The 23,455-nt window shown below is 66.9% G+C and carries 23 protein-coding genes, 2 tRNA genes and 1 pseudogene; 10 read left to right on the top strand and 16 right to left on the bottom strand.

The annotated features are described in order from the left end of the window. The first annotated feature begins 57 nt into the window (after nt 1-57). The 3 genes from ACVWWW_RS07940 to ACVWWW_RS07930 all read left to right on the top strand — a co-directional run bounded on the left by ACVWWW_RS07940 (nt 58) and on the right by ACVWWW_RS07930 (nt 3,079). On the top strand, nt 58-1,455 hold the full coding sequence (locus ACVWWW_RS07940; RefSeq protein ID WP_027082931.1) for a PhoH family protein: 1,398 nt from the start codon (nt 58-60) through the stop codon (nt 1,453-1,455). After that, a complete protein-coding gene (gene thiD / locus ACVWWW_RS07935; RefSeq protein ID WP_027082930.1) occupies nt 1,452-2,246 on the top strand; it encodes a bifunctional hydroxymethylpyrimidine kinase/phosphomethylpyrimidine kinase in 795 nt (264 codons plus the stop codon). Before ACVWWW_RS07940 ends, thiD begins: the two co-directional genes overlap by 4 nt. A gap of 77 nt (nt 2,247-2,323) precedes the next feature. After that, complete coding sequence (locus ACVWWW_RS07930) at nt 2,324-3,079, top strand: alpha/beta hydrolase family protein (RefSeq protein ID WP_456998668.1); 756 nt, start codon at nt 2,324-2,326, stop codon at nt 3,077-3,079. Between the two features lie 139 nt (nt 3,080-3,218). Here ACVWWW_RS07930 and ACVWWW_RS07925 read toward each other — a convergent pair. The 9 genes and pseudogenes from ACVWWW_RS07925 to ACVWWW_RS07885 all read right to left on the bottom strand — a co-directional run bounded on the left by ACVWWW_RS07925 (nt 3,219) and on the right by ACVWWW_RS07885 (nt 10,196). Then, nucleotides 3,219-3,295: transfer RNA gene (locus tag ACVWWW_RS07925), tRNA-Arg, on the bottom strand. A 104-nt stretch (nt 3,296-3,399) separates the two neighbouring features. Continuing rightward, a tRNA-Ser gene (locus ACVWWW_RS07920) sits at nt 3,400-3,492 on the bottom strand. 66 nt (nt 3,493-3,558) lie between these two features. Further along, on the bottom strand, nt 3,559-3,762 hold the full coding sequence (csrA, locus tag ACVWWW_RS07915) for a carbon storage regulator CsrA (RefSeq protein ID WP_027082928.1): 204 nt from the start codon (nt 3,760-3,762) through the stop codon (nt 3,559-3,561). A gap of 116 nt (nt 3,763-3,878) precedes the next feature. After that, nucleotides 3,879-6,543: pseudogene (gene alaS, locus ACVWWW_RS07910) on the bottom strand (alanine--tRNA ligase). Nucleotides 6,544-6,666: 123 nt separating this feature from the next. Beyond that, nucleotides 6,667-7,095 (bottom strand): regulatory protein RecX, encoded by a 429-nt coding sequence (locus tag ACVWWW_RS07905; protein ID WP_051235438.1) that lies wholly within the window; start codon nt 7,093-7,095, stop codon nt 6,667-6,669. A 551-nt stretch (nt 7,096-7,646) separates the two neighbouring features. Continuing rightward, complete coding sequence (gene recA, locus ACVWWW_RS07900) at nt 7,647-8,675, bottom strand: recombinase RecA (protein ID WP_027082926.1); 1,029 nt, start codon at nt 8,673-8,675, stop codon at nt 7,647-7,649. Between the two features lie 154 nt (nt 8,676-8,829). Continuing rightward, the gene (locus ACVWWW_RS07895) at nt 8,830-9,021 is read right to left on the bottom strand and encodes a DUF1508 domain-containing protein (protein WP_027082925.1); all 192 of its coding nucleotides are present in this window, start codon (nt 9,019-9,021) and stop codon (nt 8,830-8,832) included. An 8-nt stretch (nt 9,022-9,029) separates the two neighbouring features. Beyond that, entirely contained in the window at nt 9,030-9,653 is a 624-nt protein-coding gene (gene lexA, locus ACVWWW_RS07890) for a transcriptional repressor LexA (RefSeq protein WP_027082924.1), read from the bottom strand. 45 nt (nt 9,654-9,698) lie between these two features. Next, complete coding sequence (locus ACVWWW_RS07885) at nt 9,699-10,196, bottom strand: CinA family protein (RefSeq protein ID WP_027082923.1); 498 nt, start codon at nt 10,194-10,196, stop codon at nt 9,699-9,701. 130 nt (nt 10,197-10,326) lie between these two features. On the opposite strand from ACVWWW_RS07885, the gene mutS reads away from it, so the two are divergent. Next, nucleotides 10,327-12,879, top strand: coding sequence for a DNA mismatch repair protein MutS (gene mutS, locus ACVWWW_RS07880; protein ID WP_456998745.1), 2,553 nt, complete (start codon nt 10,327-10,329; stop codon nt 12,877-12,879). Between the two features lie 3 nt (nt 12,880-12,882). Here mutS and ACVWWW_RS07875 read toward each other — a convergent pair whose 3' ends face one another. Then, nucleotides 12,883-13,515: a TMEM175 family protein gene (locus tag ACVWWW_RS07875; RefSeq protein ID WP_051235096.1), complete on the bottom strand. Its 633-nt coding sequence runs from the start codon at nt 13,513-13,515 to the stop codon at nt 12,883-12,885. A gap of 160 nt (nt 13,516-13,675) precedes the next feature. On the opposite strand from ACVWWW_RS07875, the gene ACVWWW_RS07870 reads away from it, so the two are divergent. Then, nucleotides 13,676-14,326 carry a DUF937 domain-containing protein gene (locus ACVWWW_RS07870; protein WP_051235094.1) on the top strand — a complete coding sequence of 217 codons (651 nt, stop codon included), beginning with the start codon at nt 13,676-13,678 and terminating at the stop codon, nt 14,324-14,326. Between the two features lie 90 nt (nt 14,327-14,416). Here the strand turns inward: ACVWWW_RS07870 and ACVWWW_RS07865 are convergent, their stop codons facing one another. The 6 genes from ACVWWW_RS07865 to ffh all read right to left on the bottom strand — a co-directional run bounded on the left by ACVWWW_RS07865 (nt 14,417) and on the right by ffh (nt 18,996). Then, nucleotides 14,417-14,815 (bottom strand): RNA-binding S4 domain-containing protein, encoded by a 399-nt coding sequence (locus ACVWWW_RS07865; protein WP_027082921.1) that lies wholly within the window; start codon nt 14,813-14,815, stop codon nt 14,417-14,419. A 512-nt stretch (nt 14,816-15,327) separates the two neighbouring features. Then, entirely contained in the window at nt 15,328-15,747 is a 420-nt protein-coding gene (rplS, locus tag ACVWWW_RS07860; RefSeq protein ID WP_027082920.1) for a 50S ribosomal protein L19, read from the bottom strand. 115 nt (nt 15,748-15,862) lie between these two features. Next, nucleotides 15,863-16,657, bottom strand: coding sequence for a tRNA (guanosine(37)-N1)-methyltransferase TrmD (gene trmD / locus ACVWWW_RS07855; RefSeq protein WP_027082919.1), 795 nt, complete (start codon nt 16,655-16,657; stop codon nt 15,863-15,865). Between the two features lie 54 nt (nt 16,658-16,711). Further along, nucleotides 16,712-17,263: a ribosome maturation factor RimM gene (gene rimM / locus ACVWWW_RS07850; RefSeq protein ID WP_051235092.1), complete on the bottom strand. Its 552-nt coding sequence runs from the start codon at nt 17,261-17,263 to the stop codon at nt 16,712-16,714. Continuing rightward, nucleotides 17,263-17,520, bottom strand: coding sequence for a 30S ribosomal protein S16 (rpsP, locus tag ACVWWW_RS07845; RefSeq protein ID WP_027082917.1), 258 nt, complete (start codon nt 17,518-17,520; stop codon nt 17,263-17,265). Before rpsP ends, rimM begins: the two co-directional genes overlap by 1 nt. Nucleotides 17,521-17,628: 108 nt before the next feature. Next, entirely contained in the window at nt 17,629-18,996 is a 1,368-nt protein-coding gene (gene ffh, locus ACVWWW_RS07840) for a signal recognition particle protein (RefSeq protein ID WP_027082916.1), read from the bottom strand. Between the two features lie 84 nt (nt 18,997-19,080). Between ffh and ACVWWW_RS07835 the strand changes: the two genes are divergently transcribed. The 5 genes from ACVWWW_RS07835 to ACVWWW_RS07815 all read left to right on the top strand — a co-directional run bounded on the left by ACVWWW_RS07835 (nt 19,081) and on the right by ACVWWW_RS07815 (nt 23,451). Then, nucleotides 19,081-19,881, top strand: a complete 801-nt coding sequence (locus ACVWWW_RS07835; protein ID WP_027082915.1) for a cytochrome c biogenesis protein CcsA — start codon at nt 19,081-19,083, stop codon at nt 19,879-19,881. An 89-nt stretch (nt 19,882-19,970) separates the two neighbouring features. Then, nucleotides 19,971-20,420: a MarR family transcriptional regulator gene (locus ACVWWW_RS07830; protein ID WP_027082914.1), complete on the top strand. Its 450-nt coding sequence runs from the start codon at nt 19,971-19,973 to the stop codon at nt 20,418-20,420. A 1-nt stretch (nt 20,421) separates the two neighbouring features. Next, nucleotides 20,422-21,894: an efflux transporter outer membrane subunit gene (locus tag ACVWWW_RS07825; RefSeq protein WP_027082913.1), complete on the top strand. Its 1,473-nt coding sequence runs from the start codon at nt 20,422-20,424 to the stop codon at nt 21,892-21,894. Further along, a complete protein-coding gene (locus tag ACVWWW_RS07820) occupies nt 21,891-23,078 on the top strand; it encodes an efflux RND transporter periplasmic adaptor subunit (RefSeq protein WP_027082912.1) in 1,188 nt (395 codons plus the stop codon). Before ACVWWW_RS07825 ends, ACVWWW_RS07820 begins: the two co-directional genes overlap by 4 nt. A 1-nt stretch (nt 23,079) precedes the next feature. Next, nucleotides 23,080-23,451: a hypothetical protein gene (locus ACVWWW_RS07815; protein WP_027082911.1), complete on the top strand. Its 372-nt coding sequence runs from the start codon at nt 23,080-23,082 to the stop codon at nt 23,449-23,451. Nucleotides 23,452-23,455: the final 4 nt, after the last annotated feature.

Genomic DNA, 23,455 nt, shown 5'->3' with positions numbered 1-23,455 from the left:
GAGCGCGGCGGTATGGTGCAGGTGTCGCGCGCGACCGCGCGCATCACGGAGCGGCAGATGACGGCAGGCAAGCGGATCTACGTGCTGGACACCAACGTCCTGATGCACGACCCGACCGCGTTGTTCAGGTTCGAGGAGCACGACGTCTACCTGCCGATGCAGGTGATCGAGGAACTCGACCGGGGCAAGAAGGGCACCTCCGAAGCCAGCCGTAACGCCCGCCAAGCCAGTCGCTACCTCAACGAACTGATCCAGTCCGCCGGCCACGAGGCGCTCGTCGCCGGCGTGCCGCTCGTCCAGCCCGAGGGGCTGAACCTGCGCGGCGTGCAGAAGATCGGCCGCCTGCGCTTCCAGACCAAGCCGGACGAGGCGTCCACGCGCTTCGGGGCCGCGATCGCCGACAACGCCATCCTGGGCGCGGTCGAAGCGCTGCAGAGCCGCGAGCCGGGCACGGAAGTCGTGCTGGTGTCGAAGGACATCAACCTGCGCATCAAGGCCGCGATCGCCGGCCTGCTGTCGGAGGACTACGAGAACGATCGCGCGCTGTCGGATCTCGACCTGCTCTATACCGGCGTCACCGCCCTGCCCGAGGACTTCTGGCAGCGCCACGGTAAGGGCATGCGTTCGTGGACGGAGCGCGGCCGCACGTACTACGAGGTCGGGCGCGTCGACGGCGACGACTGGTACGCGAACCAGTTCCTGCACCTGCCCGGTGATGAAGACGCGGAGCTGCGCGTCGTCGACGTGGACGACGATCGCGTGCGACTGCAGATCGTCGACGACTTCCGCTCGCCGCAGCACGCGGTGTGGGGCATCCACGCGCGTAATCGCGAGCAGAACTTCGCGCTCAATGCACTGATGAATCCGGAGGTCGACTTCGTTTCGCTGCTCGGCACCGCCGGCACCGGCAAGACGCTGCTCGCGCTTGCCGCGGGCCTTGCGCAGACGATGGACCAGCAGATCTATCGCGAAATCATCATGACGCGCGCGACAGTGAGCGTCGGCGAAGACATCGGTTTCCTGCCCGGCACCGAGGAAGAAAAGATGACGCCATGGATGGGCGCGCTGACCGACAACCTCGAGGTACTTACGAGCAACCAGGAAGGCGGCAGCTGGGGACGCGCCGCGACGAACGACCTGCTCGCCTCGCGGATCAAGATCCGCTCGATGAACTTCATGCGCGGCCGCACGTTCCTGTCGCGCTACGTGATCCTCGACGAGGCGCAGAACCTCACGCCGAAGCAGATGAAGACGCTGATCACGCGCGCCGGCCCGGGCACGAAGATCGTCTGCCTCGGCAACCTCGAACAGATCGATACGCCGTATCTCACCGAGACAACATCGGGCCTCACCTACGTCGTCGACCGCTTCAAGGCGTGGCCGCACAGCGCGCACATCACGCTGCGTCGCGGCGAGCGCTCGCGTCTGGCCGACTTCGCCTCCGACGTGCTGTGACGGTCTCCGTCCTCACGATCGCCGGATCGGATTCCGGCGGTGGCGCCGGAATCCAGGCGGATCTCAAGACGTTCGCTGCGCATCGCGTGCACGGTTTGAGCGCGATCGCCGCGTTGACGGCCCAGAACACACGCGGCGTCACCGGCATCGTGGTGACGGATCCGGCCTTCATCGCCGAGCAGATCGACGCATGCTTCGACGACTTCGACATCGGCGCGGTGAAGCTCGGGATGCTGGCGAACGCGGAGGTCATCCATGCGGTGGCCGATGCGCTCGAACGCCAGCATCCGGTGCCTGTCGTGGTCGATCCGGTGATGATCGCGACGTCTGGTGCTTCGCTGCTCGATCCGAGCGCGATTACCGCAGTGCTCGATCGGTTGCTGCCCATCGCAGCGGTGCTGACGCCGAATGTTCCGGAAGGCGAAGTGCTGCTCGCGCGCCACATCATCGATGCCGATGACGCGCTCGACGCCGCACAACGGCTGATCGAGCGCGGTGGACGCGGTGTGCTGCTCAAGGGCGGCCATCTGCGCGGGAACGGGCCGCTGATCGACACGCTCGCGATGCCCGGCGGGCGTGTCGAACGCTTCGAGCATGCGCGACTGGATGCACGCGGACATGGCACCGGCTGCACGCTGGCGTCGGCGATCGCGGCGGAGCTGGCGCTCGGGCAGTCGCTGGCCGTCGCCTGCTCGCGCGCGACCGACTATGTGCATCGCGCTCTTGCACTTGGTTACAAGCCGGGTCGTAGTGACGTCATCGTTCTCGACCACTTCGGCGCTGCGCGATGAACGTGGAAGTGCGGTGGGCGCCGGTGGCCGCGGCGGACGGGCATCGTTGGGACTTGCTGGTTGCGCAAGGCGAACGCGTGGATCGATGCCTCGTATGGCTGCCGGCACTGGGCGTTCCTGCGCGCAGCTACGAAGGATTCGCGCGGGAACTCGCATCACGCGGCGTCGCGGTCGTCGTGCACGAGTGGCGTGGCTTCGGCAGCAGTTCGTTGCGCGCGTCGCGATCGGTCGATTGGGCGTACCGCGAACTGCTCACCGTCGATATCCCGACGACGCTTGAAGTCGCAGCCAGGACGTTTGATCGCGTGCACGTGCTCGGCGGGCACAGTCTCGGCGGACAACTCGCGAGCTGCACGCAGGCGCTCGCCGCGCAGCCCGCGCACGAATTGTGGCTGGTCGCCAGCGGCGCACCGTACTGGCGTGCCTTCCCGCGACCGCTGCGCTTCGGCCTTCCACTCGCATATCGGCTGCTCAACGCGCTGGCGATGTGGTTCGGCGCGCTGCCTGGGCGGCGCATCGGCTTCGGTGGCAACGAAGCACGCGGCGTGATTCGCGATTGGTCGCGCACGGGGCTCACAGGCTGCTACACCGCGCCCGGCGTCGGCGATATCGAACCGAAGCTCGCAGCGGTTACTTCGCCGCTGACGGCCGTGCTCTTCGCCAACGACTGGCTAGCGCCGCGCGCGTCGCTCGATTACCTGATGGCAAAAATGCAGCCGGCGTCGACGGCGGTGACGTTGCTGGATGCCGCCAAACTCGGCACGCGCGACGACCACTTCGCATGGATGAAAGCACCGACCGAAGTCGTGTCAGCCCTGCTCGACGCGCACTGAGCCCCGTCTGCGTTGACGCGTGCGCGCTTCGAAGACGCGTCGACCGGGAATTGCTCGATTTCCCGCAAATAACGCATCGAACTTATCGACCGCACAAACAAAAAGACCGACAGTTTCCTGTCGGTCTCTTCGTCTTGTATGGCGCGCCCGGAAGGATTCGAACCTCCGACCCCCAAGTTCGTAGCCTGGTGCTCTATCCAGCTGAGCTACGGGCGCGTAGTCGAAAAATTATGACGTTCGATGCAATGTTCGTCAACGCTTTTCGATGATGATCGCGGAAGTTTTACCGCGATCGTTCGCCACTTGCGTGGCTATACAACTGGCGGAGACGGAGGGATTCGAACCCTCGATGGAGCTTTTGACCCCATACTCCCTTAGCAGGGGAGCCCCTTCGGCCTCTCGGGCACGTCTCCGGGAATTACTCGCTGCGATCGCCGCGAGGCCGGGATGTTAACGCCCCGGCCGCAATGCGGCAATCGTCATCCTTGCGTGCCGTCCGCCGCCTCGTCGCGTACGTCACCGCCACGCTGGATGCGCTGGTAAATCTCTTCGCGGTGAACCGCGACGTCCTTCGGTGCGGTGATACCGATCCGCACCTGATTACCCTTCACGCCGAGCACGGTGACCGACACCGAGTCGCCGATCATCAGGGTTTCGCCGACGCGACGCGTCAGGATGAGCATTACGACCTCCTTGATCCGGCATCTCCGCCGGGCGCGCAGCCTCTGCCACGCACAATATTTGGACACAAACGCCCGCCATGGTAGCGAGCGGCCATTTCATGCTGCAAGGAAGCGGTTCACACTCCTGCAGCGGCAGTACGTTCCTTTACGAGCCCGGCCACTCCGGCAAGCGCGGCAGCCAGTGCGGGGACGTCATCGCCACCGCCCTGCGCCATGTCCGGCCGACCGCCACCCTTTCCGTTGATCTGTCGCGCAACCTGCCCGAGCAGGTCGCCCGCCTTCACCGGACCGAGCGCGCGTCCGCCGACGCCCGCGACGAGCGATGCTTTTCCATCCTGCACGCCCGCAAGAACTACAACGGCATCGACCAGCTGTTGCTTGAGCCGGTCGACAGCGTCGCGTAGCGCCTTGGCGTCGAATCCTTCCAGACGGGCCGTGACGACCTTGATGCCGTCGACGTCGACGGCCGACGATGCGAGGTCCGCGGTGGCACCGGACGCAGCCTTGGCCTTGAGCGATTCCAGCTCGCGCTCGAGGCGACGCTGGCGGTCGAGCAGCGCACGCAGCTTGTCCGACACCTCCGCGCGCGGCGAACCCACGAGCCGTGCGGCCTCGTCCAGGCGATGCAGTTCGGACGCGACGTAGTCGAGCGCGCCCTGCCCCGTCACCGCTTCGATGCGGCGCACGCCGGCCGAAACACCACTCTCCGACAGAATCTTGAAGAAGCCGATGTCACCCGTGCGCGACACGTGCGTGCCGCCGCAGAGTTCGGTCGACGTATCGCCCATGCGCAGCACGCGCACGCGATCGCCGTACTTCTCGCCGAACAGCGCGAGGGCACCGAAGTCGAGCGCTTCCTGCATGCCCATGTGATGCACTTCGGTCGAATGGTTCGCGCGGATCTCCGCATTGACCTGACGTTCGACCTCCGCGATCTCGTCCGGCATCACCGGCTGGAAATGCGAGAAATCGAAGCGCAGGCGATCGGGCGCGACCAGCGAACCCTTCTGCTGCACATGCTCGCCAAGCACACGACGAAGCGCCGAATGCAGGAGATGCGTCGCCGAATGATTGAGCACCGTCGCCGCGCGACGCGTACCGTCGACCGAACCCATCACACGATCGCCGCGCGACAGTCGTCCCGACTGCAATGCACCGACGTGGCCATGGAACTGGCCCGCGAACTTCAGCGTGTCGCGAACAACGAAGCGCACGCCCTTCTCGTCGAGCTCGCCCGCGTCGCCGACCTGGCCACCGCTTTCGGCGTAGAACGGCGTGCGATCGAGGATGACGACCGCTTCGTCGCCCGCTTCGATCGACTCAACCGCGCGGCCATCCTTGAGGATCGCGAGCACCTGCAGGCCGCCATCGACGAGCTTGTCGTAACCGAGGAACTCGGTCGGCGGCATCTGCGCGGCGAGTTCCGCCGACAGCGTGGTCGTGCTGCCGAACTTGCCCGACGCGCGCGCGCGTTCGCGCTGCTCGGTCATCAGCCGCTCGTAGTCCTCCATCGCCGACGGCTCGAGCTCCGCACCATCGCGCTCGCGCACGATGTCGGCGATGAGGTCCGGCGGGCAACCGTAGGTGTCATGCAGCTGGAAGAGCTGTTCGCCGTCGATCCGTCCGTTGTTGCGCGACAGATAGCCTTCGAGACGCTGCATGCCGGCATCGAGCGTCTGAGCGAACGCCGCTTCCTCGGCCTTGAGCGTGCGCTCGACGAAGTCGCGCTTGGTCGCGATCTCCGGATACGCATCGGCCATGACTTCCACCAGCGGCGCGACCATCTTCCAGAACGTGCCGTCCGCCGTGAGGCCGTTGAGCTTCCAGATGTGGCGGATCGCGCGACGGATGATGCGGCGGAGCACGTAGCCGCGCCCTTCGTTCGACGGCATCACGCCATCCACGATCAGGAACGAGCACGCGCGGATGTGGTCGGCGATGACGCGCAGCGACTTGTTGTCGAGATCCGAACGCTCGGTGAGGTTCGCGGCCGCACCGATCAGGTGGCGGAAAATGTCGATCTCGTAATTGCTGTGCACGTGCTGCAGCACGGCCGCCATGCGCTCGAGGCCCATGCCGGTGTCGACGCAGGGCGCCGGCAGCGGCACCAGCGTGCCGTCGGGCTGGCGGTCGAACTGCATGAAGACGTTGTTCCAGATCTCGATGTAGCGATCGCCGTCTTCGTCGGGCGAACCCGGCGGGCCGCCGGCGACGTGCGGGCCGTGGTCGTAGAAGATCTCCGTGCACGGGCCGCAGGGGCCGGTGTCGGCCATCTGCCAGAAGTTGTCGGACGCATACGGCGCGCCCTTGTTGTCGCCGATGCGCACGATGCGATCGACCGGCAGGCCCATGTCGCGATGCCAGATGTCGAAGGCTTCGTCGTCGTTGTGATAGACGGTGACGAGCAGGCGGTCGGCCGGCAGGCCCCAGACCTTGGTCAACAGCTCCCATGCCCAGGCGATCGCGTCCTTCTTGAAGTAATCGCCGAACGACCAGTTGCCGAGCATTTCGAAGAACGTGTGGTGGGCGCGCGGTATAGCCGACCTGGTCGAGATCGTTGTGCTTGCCGCCGGCGCGCAGGCAGCGCTGCACGTCGGCAGCGCGCACGTAGCCGGGCTTCTCGCTGCCGAGGAACACGTTCTTGAACTGCACCATGCCCGAGTTGGTGAACAGCAACGTGGGGTCGTTGGCCGGAACCAGCGGCGCCGACGGAACGATGGTGTGTCCCTTGCTGCGGAAGAATTCGATGAAATCGCTACGGATTTCGGACGTGGTTTTCATACGGGAGCAGTTCGTCTGGACGCGGTGCAGCCGGACGGCCGCCGAAAGGCAGCCAGCAGGCACTGGGAGGACCTCGAAGAGTAGCAGGCGCTGCGGCGCCGCATGCGCCCGCGGATGGACCGGTCAGTCGCCAGTCGTGAAACGTGCAGCGGCGCGGGCGACATCGCCGGGGAAGCCGCGACGCATCAGGTAGTCCATCGCCTTGCGCTCGCGGACCCGCCCGTCCTCGATCCGGCCGAAGCGCCGGGTGACGAGGTCGCGGGCGATTTCCGTCCAGTCGCCCTCGAACTCGTCCAGCGCGGCCCGACCGACGTCAGCCGGAAGATCGTGAGTGCCGAGTTCGGCACGAATGTGCAGCGGGCCGTAGCCGTTGGACGCACGGCTGCGGACGAGGCTTTCGGCGAAGCGACGCTCGTCCTGCCAGCCGGCGGCGACGAGTTTGTCGACGGCGATTTCGACTTCCGCCGCATCAACGCCACGCGTCACCAGCTTGCGGGTGAGCTCTTTGCGGGAGTGTTCGCGCCGAGTCAGTAGGGCGAGGGCGCGCTGCAGCGCGGTCGCGGGCTTGCGCTCGCGTTTGGGGCGCTTGCGGGTGTCGGCGTTGGGGCCGAAGAGGGATTCGTAGGCGGGGCCGGTGTCGAGAGCGTCGGTTGGTGCCCGGGTGTCATCGCTGGCGACGCGGCTCGTACCGTTCCGAGCGTCCGATTGCGCCGTCGAAGGATGGGATTTCGTTCCCTCCCCGTGCTCCGCCTTGAGCGAAGCGCGGACCCGTCGCGGTGGTCGATCGTCCGCTTGGTCTCGGCGCCCGCGAGTGCCGGCACGTGTATCAAGAGCGCCATGCAACCTGTCCGGATCGGCGGCAACATGCACCGGCGGATCGGTGCGGTTACTCGAGGCAGGAACGCGCTTCGACGTCTGCGCAGGACGCGGAACAGCCTTCGGACTCGCATCACCCTCGAAATCCGCGGGCGAGAACAAATCGGACAATCGAACGATGCCCTGCGGCGCAGCGTCGCCAGAGCGCGTAAACGACTCGGCCCCGGGCTCGTCGCCCGGGGCCGTTTCGCGATCACGTGGAGGACGTGGCCGGCTCATCGCCTCGATCAGGCATTCGCCTCGGCTTCAGCCGGATTGATCTCCTGCGGCACGAACTTCTCGCGCAGCGCGGCTTCGAGCTTCGCCGCCATCGCCGGGTTCTCCTTGAGGAACGTGCGGGCGTTTTCCTTGCCCTGGCCGATGCGCTCACCGTCGCAGCTGTACCACGCACCCGCCTTCTCGACGAGCTTCGCATCGACGCCCATGTCGATCAGCTCACCCTCGCGGGAGATGCCTTCGCCGTAGAGGATTTCGGTAACGACCTGCTTGAACGGGGGCGCCAGCTTGTTCTTGACGACCTTGATGCGGGTCTGGTTACCGATGATCTCTTCGCCCTTCTTGATCGAGCCGATGCGGCGGATGTCGAGACGGACCGACGCGTAGAACTTCAGCGCGTTACCACCGGTGGTGGTCTCCGGGCTCTGACCCGGCATCATGATGCCGATCTTCATGCGCAGCTGGTTGATGAAGATCACCAGCGTGTTCGAGCGCTTGATGTTGCCGGTGAGCTTGCGCAGTGCCTGCGACATCAGGCGGGCCTGCAGACCCGGCAGCTGGTCACCCATCTCGCCTTCGATTTCCGCACGCGGCGTCAGCGCAGCGACCGAGTCGATGACGACCATGTCGACTGCATTCGAACGCACGAGCATGTCGGCAATTTCGAGCGCCTGTTCGCCGGTGTCCGGCTGCGAGAGCAGCAGGTCGTCGACGTTGACGCCGAGCTTGGCGGCGTAGATCGGATCGAGCGCGTGCTCGGCGTCGATGAAGGCCGCGGTGCCGCCCTTCTTCTGGCATTCCGCGATCGCCTGCAGCGTCAGCGTGGTCTTGCCCGACGATTCCGGGCCGTAGATTTCGACGACGCGTCCGCGCGGCAGGCCGCCGATGCCGAGCGCGATGTCGAGCATCAGGGAACCCGTGCCGACGATTTCGACGGCTTCCACGGCGCGGTCGCCCATGCGCATGACCGAGCCCTTGCCGAACTGCTTCTCGATCTGGCCGAGAGCCGCTGCAAGTGCGCGCTTCTTGTTCTCATCCATTGAAGGGTTCCTGTTGCTCATTGGTGTAGGGAGACTCTAGGGGCCGGACATCGCACGCATTGAGACGATGGCATCGGCAGATGAACTGTGCGACGAGTGGTCGCACACAGGGATCGGACGACGCATGCGGCGGCCGTAGGAAATTGCCGCTCGGTCAGCCGTAAGCCTCGATAACGGGTGTTGCAGGCGACGTGGCTTTGACGAGTCCGATCGCGTATTCGCAGTCGTACTTGCTGACATAGCCTTCGGAACTGTCCGCGATGATCTCGCCGTTGTCGGCAACCAGTCGCCAACGCCACTGGAACGACTGCATCAAAGGATTCGAGCTGTAGATTTCGAACTTCATGAGAGACCTCAACGATTCGGGCGCACGAGACCGCAGTACAGGCCTTCGATTGCGAAGTCCTGCTCGGACGTCACTTCGATCGGATCGAAGTCGGGATTGCGCGGCAGCAGGCGGATGCGGTCTTTCGCGATCTTCAGAAGCTTCACGGTGATCGCGTCATCGATACGCGCGACGACGATCTGCCCGGAGCGCGCTTCGTTCGTGCGATGCACGCCGATCAGGTCGCCGTCGAAGATGCCTTCGTCGCGCATCGAGTCGCCCTTGACCCGCAGCAGGTAATCCGGCGCTGGCGCGAACAGGTTCTTGTCGAGCAGCACCATGTCGTCCGAGCCGATGTCCGCGCCGATCGGCAGACCCGCTGCGACCTGGCCGAGCACCGGCAGATGCAGCATGTCGTTCGCGTTGGCGGCGGGCCCATTCGGCGTGGCGACCAGGCGGATGCCCCGCGCCTGCCCCGGCACCCGGCGGATCGCGCCAGCCTGCTCGAGCGCCTGCAGGTGGTACTGGGCCGCCCGGACGCTGCTGAAACCGAAGACCTGGGCGATCTCCGTCTGCGACGGCGGGACGCCGTCGGCCTCGATGCGCTCGGCGATCATTTCGAGGATCGCCTGCTGGGTGTCGGTAAGGTTCATTAGTAGTAATACTACTAACCCAATCGCCCACCGCAAGACCGTTCGTCAGGCGGCGAGCTCGATCAGCCCGGCCAGCGACGCCGCCACGGTCTGCCGGCGGACCGCTTCGCGATCGCCCTCGAAGTGATGGACCGAGGCGTGCGGATAGCCGCCGCGCCGCTTCCAGGCGATCCAGACCGTGCCGACCGGCTTGCCCGGCGTCGCGCCGCCCGGGCCGGCGATTCCGGTGACTGCAACGGCGAGCGTCGCCGCCGAATGCACCAGCGCGCCGGACACCATCTCGACCACCGTCTCCCGGCTGACCGCGCCGTGTTCCTCGAGCGTGTGCGGGTTGACGCCGAGCATCGCCTGCTTGGCCTCGTAGCTGTAGACGACCATGCCGCAGTCGAACCACGCTGAGGAGCCGGCGAGGTCGGTGAGCGTCTTGGCGATCCAGCCCCCGGTGCAGCTTTCGGCGGTCACGACGGTGAGGCGGTTGTCCTGCGCCGCGCGGGCCAGGGTTTCGCCGAGGCGGCGGAGGTCGTCGTCGGAAGGAAGATCCATGTCGCCATTATGGCCGGCCGGTCGCGCGGCATACTGTCGCCCCGCGGGCCCAGGCCCGACCGCCCGACCGAAGTCCGCCGTGCCCGACGCCAGCGCCGACGCCCGTTCCGCCGACGCCCACACCCCGCTCATGCGCCAGTTCTTCGCCGCCAAGGCGGAGCACCCGGACGTGCTGCTGTTCTTCCGGATGGGCGATTTCTACGAGCTCTTCTACGACGACGCCCGCAAGGCGGCGCGGCTGCTCGACATCACCCTCACCCAGCGCGGCAGCTCGGCCGGACAGCCGATCCCGATGGCGGGCGTGCCGCATCACTCGGCCGAGGGCTATCTGGCGCGGCTCGTCGCGCTTGGCGAGTCGGTTGCCATCTGCGAACAGATCGGCGACCCGGCGCTCGCCAAGGGCATCGTCGAGCGCAAGGTCGTCCGCATCGTCACGCCGGGCACGGTCACCGACGAAGCGCTGCTCGACCAGCGTCGCGACACACTGCTGATGGCGGTTTCGCGCGGTAAAACCGGGTGGGGCCTCGCGTGGGCCGACCTGGCTGCAGGACGCTTCCTCTGCAACGAAGTCGCGAACGAAGACCTGCTCGAAGCCGAGATCGCGCGCCTCGATCCCGCCGAAGTGTTGTTCCCCGACGAAGACGCCCTGCCCGCCTGCGTCGCCACGCGCACCGGCCTGCGCCGCCGAGCGCCCTGGCTGTTCGACCTCGACAGCGGCCGCCGTCAGTTGCTGCGCTTCTTCGACGTGCACGACCTCACCGGTTTCGGCATCGACGACCGCCCGCTCGCGACCGCCGCGGCTGCGGCGCTGCTCGGCTACGTCGAGGAAACGCAGAAGCAGCGCCTGCCGCACCTGACCTCGATCGCGCTCGAGTCGGGTGACGGCGCGATCGCCATGAACGCCGCGACGCGTCGTCATCTCGAACTCGACACGCGCGTCGATGGCGACACGCGCCACACGCTGCTCGGTGTTCTCGATTCGACGGTGACGCCGATGGGTGGCCGCCTGCTGCGCCGCTGGCTGCATCGACCGCTGCGTGATCGCGACGTGCTGCGCCATCGCCACAATGCCGTCGCCACACTGATCGACACGCGAACCGACGATGCACTGCGCGACGACCTGCGCGCCGTCGGCGACATCGAACGCATCCTCGCCCGTGTCGCCTTGCGCAGTGCGCGTCCGCGCGACCTGTCCACGCTGCGCGACGCGCTCGCGATGGCGCCGACACTGCGCGAACGCCTCGCGCCGCTCGACGCGCCGCGCCTGCAGGCGTTGCGCGACGAACTCGGCGAGCACGATGCGATCGCCGCGCATCTTGCTGCAGCGATCGTCATGCAGCCGCCGGTGCTCGCACGCGACGGCGGCGTTTTCGCAGAAGGCTATGACGCCGAGCTCGACGAGCTGCGTCGGCTGTCGACAAATGCCGACCAGTTCCTCGTCGACCTCGAAGCGCGCGAACGCGAAGCGAGCGGCATTCCGACGCTGAAGGTCGGCTACAACCGCGTGCACGGCTACTTCATCGAGATCAGCAAGGGCCAGGCCGCGCGCGCGCCGACGCACTACACACGCCGGCAGACGCTGACCGGCGCCGAGCGTTACATCACCGAGGAACTCAAGCAGTTCGAGGACAAGGTGCTGAGCGCACGCGAGCGTTCGCTGTCGCGCGAGCGTCTGTTGTACGAACAGTTGCTCGACGTGCTCAACGAGCATCTCGAACCGCTGAAGCACTGCGCGGCAGCTCTGTCCGAACTCGACGTGCTTGCCGGGTTCGCCGAACGCGCGCAGGCGCTCGACTGGTCGCACCCGGAACTCGCGGAACATCCCGGCATCCGCATCGAGCGCGGCCGCCATCCCGTCGTGGAAGCCGTGCGCGACGCGCCGTTCGAGCCGAACGATCTGATCCTCGACTGCGCACCGGACCACGTCGGCCGACGCATGCTCGTCGTCACCGGCCCGAACATGGGCGGCAAGTCGACGTACATGCGGCAGAACGCGCTGATCGTGCTGCTCGCGCACATCGGCAGCTTCGTGCCGGCGTCGACCGCGGTGATCGGTCCGATCGATCGCATCCTCACGCGCATCGGCGCCGGCGACGACCTCGCCCGCGGGCAGTCGACCTTCATGGTCGAGATGGCGGAGACGAGCTACATCCTCCACCACGCGACCGACCGTTCGCTCGTGCTGATGGACGAGATCGGCCGCGGCACATCGACATACGACGGCCTCGCGCTTGCGGAAGCCTGTGCACGCCATCTCGCGCACGCCAATCGCGCGTACACGCTGTTCGCGACGCACTACTTCGAACTCACGCGCCTCGCCGAGCCCGGCAGCGGCATCGCGAACGTCCACCTAGATGCCGTCGAGCACGGCGACAAACTCGTGTTCATGCATGCGGTCAAGGACGGCCCAGCAGATCGAAGCTTCGGCCTGCAGGTCGCTGCACTCGCCGGCTTGCCGAAAGCGGTGGTCACTCAAGCCCGTGCTCGCCTTGCCGAACTCGAACAGCAACGTCCGGACGATGCACGCGCGCCGATGACGGCGGCGACTCTCGATTCGCCGCAGCAGTTCAGCCTGTTCTCGCCGACATCCGCTGCGATCGAAGCGCTTGCCGGCCTCGACCCCGACGAGCTGACGCCGAAGCAGGCGCTGGAAGCGCTTTACCGGCTTCGCACGCTGCTCTGATTGTTACGCTGCCGCGTCGGCGCTGACGGGTGCAGGCCGCCGCCGATAAAGCAGTCGGCGCCAGAAGGGCAACGTAATCATCGCCATCGGGCCGAAAAACGGCGCGACCTGCGCGAGGAGCAACGCGCACAGCGATGCGGCGATCGTCGCTATGCCTCGTGCACGGATGTAGCGCGCATCGTCGTCCGTCGTGGTCGGTGCGCGCATTGCCGGCGACACCGCGAGCGTATTGACGCGAAGATTCAGCAACGCCATCAGCAGCATCCACAACCAATACAGCGACGCGGGCACGCGGGCGCCGGCGTACTCGGCCATGAACGCCGTCAAGAACGGCATGAAGGCGACGCTGCCAAGCAGCAGCAAATTCCACAGTGCGATGCGCTGCGAATAGCGCGTAGCAAGCGAAAAGGCGCGGTGGTGGCCCATCCAGAAGGCGCCGATGACGCCGAAGCTCACGAAGTAGCCCACCAGGTTCGGAACCAGATGGGCCAGCGCGACCCAGTACGCGTGATCACCGCCGGCGCGGCTGACCTCGGGCACGTGCACCTCGATGACGAGCAGCGTGATCGCGATCGCGAACACCGCATCCGAGAAGAACACCAAGCGTTCAAGCGCGTGGTCCGTGTCCTGGCTCATGTCGTCTCCCCGTTTCGCGCATTGTTTCCGCCATGGCGCGGTGCGGCAAGCGTGACCGCACGTCAGCTCGAACGCGGCGACCACGCCGGCCTGACGAAACCCTCACGATGCATCCATGAGCCGCGTGGCTGACTCGTAGTGTCCGCCACGGAGAATTCCCATGAACGGCCCGCTCTACGACGATCTTCTCGACCAGCTTCGCGGCACGCCCTCGCACCAGCTCGGCCAGCGACTCGGCATCTCGCCGGCGACCGCGCTGCAGGCCGCCGCCACTGCCCTGCCCGTGCTGCTGGGCGCCATGCACCGCAACGCGAATGCGCCATCGGGCGCCGACTCGCTGCTGTCCGCGCTGGAGTACGACCACCGCGGCGTGGACCCTGCAAATGCGCTTGGTACCGCACTCGCCGGCGGGGGCAGCGGTGCAGGCATCCTCGGCCACCTGTTCGGCGATCGCCACGAGGCCGCAGCGGATGCCGTGAGCCAGGCCACCGGTCTGGACGGCGGCCGTTCGTCGATGTTGTTGCGGGTGCTGGCGCCCGTCGTCATGGCCTACGTCGCGCGCAGGCTGTTCACGTCGCGCGAGGCCGACGGCGCGAATACGCCGCATGCATCGCCGGAGGGTCTGCGTACCGCGCTGGAGCAGGAAGTCGGCGCGCTGCACGCGACGTCGGAGCCCCATCACGGCCTGCTTGCGTTCCTCGACCAGAACCGCGAAGGGGATGTCGACCTGTCAGAGTTCGGATCAGCCGATCCGACGAGCGCGCTGCCGGTGCAGACGGCGGAGATGCGGAGCCCACGCCCGCGGATCTGATCCATCGCGGTTCGGAGCTTTGCACGGTACGGCGATGCCCGTGGCAATCGGGTTTGCGATCGCGGTTCCGACGCAGGGCTGACGCGGTGATCAGGCCGCGTCGATGTCGCCCAGTGCACGGATGAGTCGTCGAGCGCGCTTGTCCGGCCGCTGCTCCGGTGCGCGATAGCCGTTGCGCATAGCAGCGCGCTCGGCGCGCGCCTGGTCGCGGCGCGTCCGTGATTCTTCGGTCTCCGCGTAGAGCATCTGCGCGATGGGCGCAGCACCACGTTCGTCGCTGATGCCTAGGACGGCGACATCGAAGCGCTCGTCGCCACGCACGATGCCGAGACGATCGCCGACACGCACCGCGCGCGACGGCTTGGCGCGCTGTCCGTCGAGCTCCACACGACCGGTTTCGATCGCCTGCTTCGCGAGCGAACGCGTACGGAAGAACCGCGCCGCCCACAGCCACTGGTCAAGTCGAACGTTTGCTAGAGCTTCGGTCATTCGAGAGACGTTTGAAGTTGAAGGAGTTTCAGCGCTGGCGAGCCCGCCGAGCCAGCGCTCGACGTGACTGCCGATCGAACGACGTCGTTGCAACCGCTACGGCGCGTCACAGCAGCGGCTACGGCACGCGACCACGCTGTACGGCATCACTTACATTGGCCGGATCTGCGGGCTGCTCGAAATGATTGCAGCGCCGGCAACGATTAAATCGCGCGAAAGTTGTCGCGAGGCCGAAGCGTTCGTTCACGTCAGCGAATTACGTCAGCGGCTGTCGCGTGCGCGAACGCGGCGTCGGCAGCAAACCTCTGCAGCGCGGCAGTCCAGTGGCAAGAGCGAGCGACCGTCGATGCGAAGCCGATGCTGGGGCATTGCTGCGCATCGTGCCGCCGTGTCCGACAACCTGCTCGCTCCGCGCGGGCCGACTGCACGCCTACTCCGCGCGCGGACTACACACGGCCGCCCAAATGCAAACGGCCGCCCTGAGGCGGCCGTTGCAGGAAGCGCTGCGCCGATTACTGCTGGGCAGCGGCGGCAGCTGCTGCGGCGGCCGTAGCCTTCGCCTTCGCGTTGCCGGCCAGATCTTCCTTGATGCGCGCCTTCTTGCCCTGCAGACCACGCAGGTAGTACAGCTTGCCGGCGCGGACCTTGCCGCGGCGCTTTACGTCGACCGACTCGATCGTGGCGCTGTGCGTCTGGAAGACGCGCTCGACGCCGAAGCCGTGCGAGATCTTGCGAACGGTGAACGAGGAGTTCAGGCCGCCGTTCTTGATGCCGATGACCACGCCCTCGTACGCCTGGAGGCGCTCGCGGTTGCCTTCCTTGACCTTCACGTTGACGACAACGGTGTCGCCCTGGCTGAAGTCGGGAAGCGTGCGGGTGATCTGCTCGGCTTCGAAATTCTGGAGGAGCGTATTGAGGGACGGCTTGTTCATGGGCTTTGGCCTGTTGGTGTCGTTGTAGAGCCGCGAGTGCGCGTGGACCCGCGTGCCGGCATCGGTGGAACGAAGCCCGCAATTCTAGCGGGAAATTTCCTTGCGTGGCTAGGGCTTAGCCGATTTCCGGATCGGCGGCGGCCGATTCCGTGGTGGGCGCCACGTCCGCGCCCGGCGCCTGCGATTCCCGATACAGCTTCAGGAGCTCGGCATCCTTCTTCGACAGGACGCGCCCCTTGAGCAGGTCCGGTCGACGCTCCGCCGTCCGCCCCAGCGACTGCATGCGCCGCCATTTGGCGATCTTCGAGTGGTCGCCGGAGAGCAGGACGTCGGGAACCATGCCCAGGTCGTGTTCGACCGGCCGCGTGTAGTGCGGGCAGTCGAGCAGCCCGTCCTCGAAGCTGTCCTGAGTGGCGGATTCGGCGTCGTTGAGCGCCCCGTCCTGCAGCCGGGCGATGGCGTCGACGACCACCGCGGCCGCCAGCTCGCCGCCCGACAGCACGTAGTCGCCGATCGAGATTTCTTCATCGACCTCGGCACCGATCAGGCGCTCGTCGATGCCCTCGTAGCGGCCGCAGAGCAGGATCAGCTGCGGCTCTGCGGCGAGCCGTCGCACCGTTTCCTGGTCGAGGCGGCGGCCCTGCGGGCTCATGTAGACGACCCGCACCGGGCCATCCCCGCCCGCGCGCGCCGCGTTCAACGCGCGACGCAGTGGGTCGATCAGCATGACCATGCCGGGGCCACCACCGAACGGGCGGTCGTCCACCCGGCGGTAATTGCCCTCGGCGAAATCGCGCGGGTTGGTGCCGTGAATCGAGAGAAGCCCCCGCTCGATCGCGCGCCCGACGACGCCGAACGCCGCGCACTGCGCGACGAACTCGGGGAACAGGCTGACGATATCGATGCGCATGGTGTGCCTGGCTGTGGAACGGCTATCGATCGCCGCGGTGACGCGGATCGCGCGTCAGAAGTCCGGATCCCAGTCGACCGTGATGCGGCCGGCCTCGACGTCGATTTGGGTGACGAACTGCGGACGCACGAAGGGGATCATCCATTCGCGGTCGCCATCGCGGGTGACCAGCACGTCGTTGGCGCCGGTGGCGAACAGGTGCGTGACGCGACCCATCGCGACGCCTTCGGTGTTGACGACTTCAAGGCCTTCGAGGTCGGTCCAGTAGAACTCGCCTTCCGCGGCCTTGGGCAATGCGGAGCGCGGCACGTAGATCTCGGTGCCGCGCATGGCGTCGGCTGCGTCGCGGTCTTCCACGCCTGGGATTTCCGCCGCGAGGCTCTTGCCGACGGCGCGTCCGCGCACGCCCATGAGCTCACGCTCGACGCCGCGTGCGTCGCGAAGAATCCAGGGCCGGTAGCCGAAGAGCGCCGAGCGCGGCTCGGTCCAGCTCTCGAGTTTCACTTCCCCACGAACGCCGAAGGCGCCGACCACCCTTCCAACAAGGATGCGGCGCCCCGGGTTGTTCGTATCGCTACCGCCCGCGCCGTGCACGGGCGAGGACATCAGGCCGCGGCCTGCGCCTTGGACGCCTGCTTGTACAGGTCGGCGACCTTGTCGGTCATCTGCGCGCCCTGGCCGACCCAGTGCTGGATGCGGGCGACGTCGAGCTCGACGCGCTTGTCGTTACCGGCGGCAACCGGGTTGTAGTAACCGACGCGCTCGATGTTGCGGCCGTCGCGGGCGCTGCGGCTGTCGGTAACGATGATGTGGTAGAACGGGCGCTTCTTGGCGCCGCCACGCGTCAGGCGAATCTTGACCATAGGTTTCTCGGTGTTGCCCAGCTGCCGGAATGGCAGGGTAAGCCGACAATTTTAGCGGGAAGGCAGGCCGCGGGTAAACCCGTCGGGCCAAGCGGCCGTGGATCCGCCTCAGCGGAATGGCATTCCGCCCCGCCCGCCCATCATCCCCTTCATGCCGCGCATGAGTCCCTTCATGCCGCCGCCGGCCAGCTTGGACATCATCTTTTCCATCTGCTGGTACTGCTTCATCACCTTGTTGACGTCCGCCGGGGTCAGGCCCGCGCCCTTGGCGATGCGCGCGCGGCGCGAACCGTTGAGCAGCGTCGGGTTGCGGCGCTCCTTCTTGGTCATCGAGTTGATGATCGCGATCATCCGCGGCACTTCCTTGCCGGTGATCTGCTGCTTCAGGTGGTCCGGTACCTGACCCATGCCCGGCAGCTTGTCCATGAGCCCGTGCAGGCCGCCCATGTTCTGCATCTGCTCGAGCTGGTCGCGCATGTCGTTGAGGTCGAATTTCTTGCCCTTGACGACCTTCTCGGCGAGCTTCTGCGCCTTGTCCTTGTCGACCTGCGCTTCGACCTGCTCGACCAGCGACAGCACGTCGCCCATGTCGAGGATGCGGCTCGCGATACGGTCCGGATGGAAGACGTCGAGGCCGTCCGGCTTCTCGCCCGTACCCATGAACTTGATCGGGCGACCGGTGATGTAACGCACCGACAGGGCCGCACCGCCGCGTGCGTCGCCGTCGGTCTTGGTCAGCACGACGCCGGTGAGCGGCAGCGCCTCGGAGAAGGCCTTCGCGGTGACCGCGGCGTCCTGGCCGGTCATCGAATCGACGACGAACAGCGTTTCGACGGGATTGACCGCGGCATGCAGCGCCTTGATCTCGGCCATCATCGCTTCGTCGATCGCGAGGCGACCCGCGGTATCGACGATCAGCACGTCGACGTACGACTTGCGCGCATCGTCGATCGCCGCCCGCACGATCGCTTCGGGCTTCTGCGATGCATCGGACGCGAAGAACGTCACGTCGACCTGCTCGGCGAGCTGGCGCAACTGCTCGATCGCGGCCGGGCGATAGACGTCGGCCGATACCACCATCACCTTCTTCTTGCGCTTTTCCTTGAGGTGCTTGGCGAGCTTGCCGACCGTCGTGGTCTTGCCCGCGCCCTGCAGGCCGGCCATCAGGATGACCGCCGGCGCCGGCACGTTGAGGTTGAGGTCCGATGCCTGCGCGCCCATCACGGCCGACATTTCGTCGCGCACGATCTTGATCAGCGCCTGGCCGGGCGTCAGCGACTTGAGCACTTCCTGGCCGACCGCGCGGGTCTTGATGCGCTCGATCAGCGCCTGCACGACAGGCAGCGCGACGTCGGCTTCGAGCAGCGCGATGCGCACCTCGCGCAGCGACTCGCGGATGTTCTCCTCGGTCAGGCGACCGCGGCCACGCAGGCGCTCGATGGTGCCGGAGAGGCGCTGGGACAGGGACTCGAACATGGCGGGACCGACGCGAAAAACGGTCGCGAAGTATAGCCGCCACGCGCCTGCGACCCGCCGAACGGCTGTGCGACACTCCGCGCCATGACGCTCGCGCTCGTGATCGCTTCCGCTGTTCTCTACCTCGTGGCGACCGGCATGCTCGCCGCCGCGTTGCGCGCGGATCCCGCTGCGCCGGGTGACGGCTGGCGCACGCCGTCGGCAATCGCACTCGCGCTGCACGCGGCCACGCACGTCGTCGCGTGGAACGAAGTGCATGGGCCGGACCTGCACTTCTTCGCCGCGTTGTCGCTCGTCGCGCTCGGCATGGCGGCGGTGACGACGTTCGTCGCGCGACGCGAGCGCGTGGCGGCCTTGGCGATCGTCGCGCTCCCGCTCGCGGCGGCGATGCTGGTCGCGTATCGCGCTTACGGCCATACCGCGCCGATGGCGCTGGACTGGCAACAGCAACTGCATGCCGCGCTGGCCCTGCTCGCCTACGCGACGCTGGCGGTCGCGGCCTTGCTCGCGGTGACACTGTGGGGGCAGGAACGCGCTCTGCGACGTCGCGAGTTCCACGGCTGGCGACGCGCACTGCCGCCGCTCGTGCAGCTGGAATCGCTGATGTTCCGCACGATCGCGGTCGGCTTCGCGCTGCTGACGGCCACGCTGCTCACCGGCATCCTGTTCGTGCAGAACCTGTTCGCCCAGCACCTCGTTCACAAGACGGTGCTGGGCATCCTGTCGTGGCTGGCGTTCGGTGCCCTGCTCTACGGCCGCCGGCGCTACGGCTGGCGCGGCGACAAGGCCGTGCGCTGGACCCTCGCCGCAATGGCGCTGCTGGTCCTCGCCTACTTCGGCAGCAAGATGGTCCTCGAGCTGATCCTCCACCGCGCGGTCGTCTGAATCGTTCTGCTAACAGAACGCTGGTTGACTATGTGCGGATGCAATAATTGCATTGACAACTATTGCGCGCGCACCTAAAGTGCGCGGCCATGACGAACACCCCGCCCTGCAGTGGCTCCTCGCTTGGCCTGATGTTCCGTCAGGTCCGCGATGCCATGTGGGCGCGCGTCGAGCGTGAACTCGCCGCCGCCGGCCACGACCTGACCTTCAGCCAGTACATCACCCTCAAGACGCTCGGCAGCGGCCGCGCCGGCGTGAGCGAACTCGCACGCGCCGCGCAGTTGCATCCCGGTGCGATGACACGGCTGCTCGACAAGCTCGAAGCGCAGGGCCTCGTCGCTCGCGTCGTCGACCCGCAGGATCGCCGCGCGTTGCACGTCGACCTGACCGATGCCGGCCGCTCGCTGTGGACCGAGATCAGCGACTGTGGCCGCCGCGTACACGCCCGCGCGATGCAGGGTCTGGACGATGCCGAGCAGGCGCGCCTGATGGATTTCCTCGTTCGCGTCCGCGACAACCTTTCCTCCGACCTCGACTGACATGACCCCACGTCCCGTCGCGCCGACCCTCCGGCGCCTGGCTCCGTTGTTCATCGCCATGGCGCTCGCCGGTTGCGCCAGCATGCATGGCATCGAACCGCAGGAGCATCCGATGGATGCGAATGCGCTCTCCGCATCGAACGCGCTCGCCGGCGCGGCCAACGCGCCGCTCGCGCGCGACTGGTGGCGGGCGTTCGGTGATCCGCAGCTCGATTCACTGGTCGACGAAGCACTCGCCGGACAGCCGAGCCTCGCGGCCGCCGATGCGCGCGTGCGCCAGGCCGTCGCGCAGACCGGCCTTGCCGAAGCCGCGAGCAAGCCGACGGTGGGCGCGTCCGCCCAGTATTCGGGTCTGCAGATTCCGACGACGGTCGCGCCCGATCCGCTGGGCGGCAAGTACACCGGCGTTTTCCTGCTCGGGCTCAACATCAAGTGGGCTCCCGATGTGTGGGGCGGCGACCGCGCGCGTTACGAAGCCGCTGTCGGCCAGCTGCGCGCGTCGGAAGTGGAAGCGCAGGCCGCGCGTTTGACGCTCGCATCGAACATCACCCGCGCGTATGTCGGACTCGCACAGGCATACGACGCACTCGACGTCGCCAATAACGAGAAGTCGCGCTCGCAGCGCCTGCTCGGCCTCGGACGCCAGCGCGTCAAGGCGGGCATCGACAACGCGATGCAGACGCGCAATGCCGAATCGCTGGTCGCTGCGGCGAACCAGCAGGCGCAGGCGGCGCAGCAGCAGATCGAGATCGCGAAGCACGCGCTTGCCGCGCTCGTCGGCAAGGGTCCGGATCGCGGTGAGTCCATCACGCGCCCGAAGGTCCTGAAGGCGCCAGCGCCGGCTGTGCCGACCGTCATTCCGAGTCAGCTTCTCGGTGCGCGTCCTGACGTTGTCGCCGCGCGCTGGCGTGCGGAAGCTGCAAGCCAGGGCATCCGTGCGTCGAAGACGGCGTTCTATCCGTCGGTCAACCTGTCCGCGCTGGTCGGCGTTGCGGCGACCACGCTTGGCGACCTGTTTTCGACGAATGCACTGCTGACGCAGGGCGGCCCGGCGATCTCGCTGCCGATCTTCGATGGCGGACGCCTGCGCAATACGCTCGCACGTTCGGATGCGGACTACGACCTTGCGGTCGCCGCGTACAACGGCAGCCTGCTGACCGGTATGCGCGAAGTCGCCGATGCGGTGAACAACTCGCGCACGCTCGATGCGCAGATCGCGTCGGTGCGCGAGGCGCGCGATGCCGCGGCTGCCGCGCTGTCGCTCGCCAACGCCCGCTACAAGGCCGGGTTGTCGACGCAGATCGACGTGCTCAATGCGCAGCGCCCGCTGCTGCAGCTCGACCAGCAACTCGCCGCGCTGCGCGCGCAACGCTTCCTCGCGGTGGTCGATCTCGACCAGGCGCTGGGTGGCGGCCTTGCGCTCACCACGCCCTCCTCCGATTCCAACTCCGACTCTGCGACCGCCGCCCGATGAGCACGCCGAACGCCACTCCCGCAAACGAAACCGCGCCCGCACCCGCGAAGAGCAGCAAGCGCCGTCGCGCGCTGACGATCCTCGCGCTCATCGTCGTGATCGCCGGCATCGCCTGGCTGCTGTACCACTTCATGGTCGGCCGCTGGCACGAAGACACCGACGACGCATACGTGCAGGGCAATATCGTCACGATCACGCCGCAGACCATCGGTACCGTCACCGGCATTACCGCCGACGACGGCATGCGCGTCGAAGCAGGCCAGGTGCTGGTGCAACTCGATGCGACCGATGCGCAGGTCGGCTACGAGCAGGCCGTCGCGAACCTCGCCAATACGGTCCGCCAGGTGCGCGGCCTGTACAGCAGCGTGAGTTCGTCGGAAGCCGAGATCCGTTCGCGCGAGATCGCGATCGCCAAGCTGCGTGCGGACGTTGCGCGTCGCAGCGGACTCGTCGCCAGCGGCGCGGTGTCGGCGGAAGAGTTGGCGCATGCACGCGATGAACTGGCATCTGCCGAAGCCGCGCTCGCCGCATCGCGCGGCAACCTGTCGCGCAGCCGCGCACTGGTCGACGCGACCACCGTGCAGAACCAGCCGCAGGTGCAGGCCGCCGCCGCGCAGGTGCGCCAGGCATTCCTCGCAATGCAGCGTGGCGCGATCGTCGCGCCGGTCACCGGTTACATCGCCAAGCGCAGCGTGCAGCTGGGCCAGCGCGTGCAGCCGGGCCAGACGCTGATGACGGTGATTCCGCTCGAGCAGGTGTGGGTCGAAGCGAACTTCAAGGAAACGCAGCTCGCGAAGATGCGCATCGGCCAGCCGGTCGAACTGCATTCCGATCTGTACGGCAAGGACGTGACTTACACCGGTCGCCTTGCGAGCCTCGGCCTCGGCACGGGCAGCGCGTTCTCGCTGCTGCCGGCGCAGAACGCCAGCGGCAACTGGATCAAGATCGTGCAGCGCGTTCCGGTGCGCGTCGAAGTGCCGGCAGACCAGCTGGTGAAGCATCCGCTGCGCATCGGCCTGTCGATGAGCGCGGACGTGAACCTGCACGACCAGAGCGGCCCGGTGCTGGCCAGTGCGCCGCCGCAGAAGCCGCTGTTCACCACGTCGGCTTACGAGCGCCAGATGCATGCCGCGCAGGACCGCATCGATCAGGTGATCCGCGAGAACCTGTCGGGCCGCGGCTGACATGCAGCCCGCGTCGCCGTCGCGCTTCACGCTCGTGCCGAAGGTGTTCTTCGACACGCTGGATGAGGGCCTCGATCTTTTCGTCGACGCCCTCGGTTTCGAGCTGAAGTACCGCGACGACGACCTTGCCGTTGTCGAGCGACATGGCGCGAAGGCCTACGTCGTCGCCAGCGCGGAGTACGCGGCGAAGGATCGCCCGGAACTCACGATCGAAACCGATGACATCGACGCGCTGCATGCCGACATCGCGGCGCGCCGCGCCGACCTGCTGCACCCCAACCTTCCCGACGTGATGCTTCGCCCGTGGGGCGCGCGCGAATTCGCGCTGCTCGATCCGACCGGCGTCTGCATCGTCTTCCGGCAGTTCGACTGACCGG

Source organism: Lysobacter sp. HA18 (assembly GCF_054057595.1).
Note: the sequence above shows the minus strand (reverse complement) of the source record. Positions and strands in the feature narration are given on the sequence as shown.

Coding starts and splice junctions, on each gene's coding strand:
- ACVWWW_RS07940 (WP_027082931.1), top strand. CDS start 58: ATGACGGCAGGCAAGCGGATCTACGTGCTGGACACCAACGTCCTGATG.
- csrA (WP_027082928.1), bottom strand. CDS start 3,762: ATGCTCATCCTGACGCGTCGCGTCGGCGAAACCCTGATGATCGGCGAC.
- recA (WP_027082926.1), bottom strand. CDS start 8,675: ATGGATGAGAACAAGAAGCGCGCACTTGCAGCGGCTCTCGGCCAGATC.
- ACVWWW_RS07895 (WP_027082925.1), bottom strand. CDS start 9,021: ATGAAGTTCGAAATCTACAGCTCGAATCCTTTGATGCAGTCGTTCCAG.
- lexA (WP_027082924.1), bottom strand. CDS start 9,653: ATGAACCTTACCGACACCCAGCAGGCGATCCTCGAAATGATCGCCGAG.
- ACVWWW_RS07885 (WP_027082923.1), bottom strand. CDS start 10,196: ATGGATCTTCCTTCCGACGACGACCTCCGCCGCCTCGGCGAAACCCTG.
- mutS (WP_456998745.1), top strand. CDS start 10,327: ATGCGCCAGTTCTTCGCCGCCAAGGCGGAGCACCCGGACGTGCTGCTG.
- ACVWWW_RS07875 (WP_051235096.1), bottom strand. CDS start 13,515: ATGAGCCAGGACACGGACCACGCGCTTGAACGCTTGGTGTTCTTCTCG.
- ACVWWW_RS07870 (WP_051235094.1), top strand. CDS start 13,676: ATGAACGGCCCGCTCTACGACGATCTTCTCGACCAGCTTCGCGGCACG.
- ACVWWW_RS07865 (WP_027082921.1), bottom strand. CDS start 14,815: ATGACCGAAGCTCTAGCAAACGTTCGACTTGACCAGTGGCTGTGGGCG.
- rplS (WP_027082920.1), bottom strand. CDS start 15,747: ATGAACAAGCCGTCCCTCAATACGCTCCTCCAGAATTTCGAAGCCGAG.
- trmD (WP_027082919.1), bottom strand. CDS start 16,657: ATGCGCATCGATATCGTCAGCCTGTTCCCCGAGTTCGTCGCGCAGTGC.
- rimM (WP_051235092.1), bottom strand. CDS start 17,263: ATGTCCTCGCCCGTGCACGGCGCGGGCGGTAGCGATACGAACAACCCG.
- rpsP (WP_027082917.1), bottom strand. CDS start 17,520: ATGGTCAAGATTCGCCTGACGCGTGGCGGCGCCAAGAAGCGCCCGTTC.
- ffh (WP_027082916.1), bottom strand. CDS start 18,996: ATGTTCGAGTCCCTGTCCCAGCGCCTCTCCGGCACCATCGAGCGCCTG.
- ACVWWW_RS07835 (WP_027082915.1), top strand. CDS start 19,081: ATGACGCTCGCGCTCGTGATCGCTTCCGCTGTTCTCTACCTCGTGGCG.
- ACVWWW_RS07830 (WP_027082914.1), top strand. CDS start 19,971: ATGACGAACACCCCGCCCTGCAGTGGCTCCTCGCTTGGCCTGATGTTC.
- ACVWWW_RS07825 (WP_027082913.1), top strand. CDS start 20,422: ATGACCCCACGTCCCGTCGCGCCGACCCTCCGGCGCCTGGCTCCGTTG.
- ACVWWW_RS07820 (WP_027082912.1), top strand. CDS start 21,891: ATGAGCACGCCGAACGCCACTCCCGCAAACGAAACCGCGCCCGCACCC.
- ACVWWW_RS07815 (WP_027082911.1), top strand. CDS start 23,080: ATGCAGCCCGCGTCGCCGTCGCGCTTCACGCTCGTGCCGAAGGTGTTC.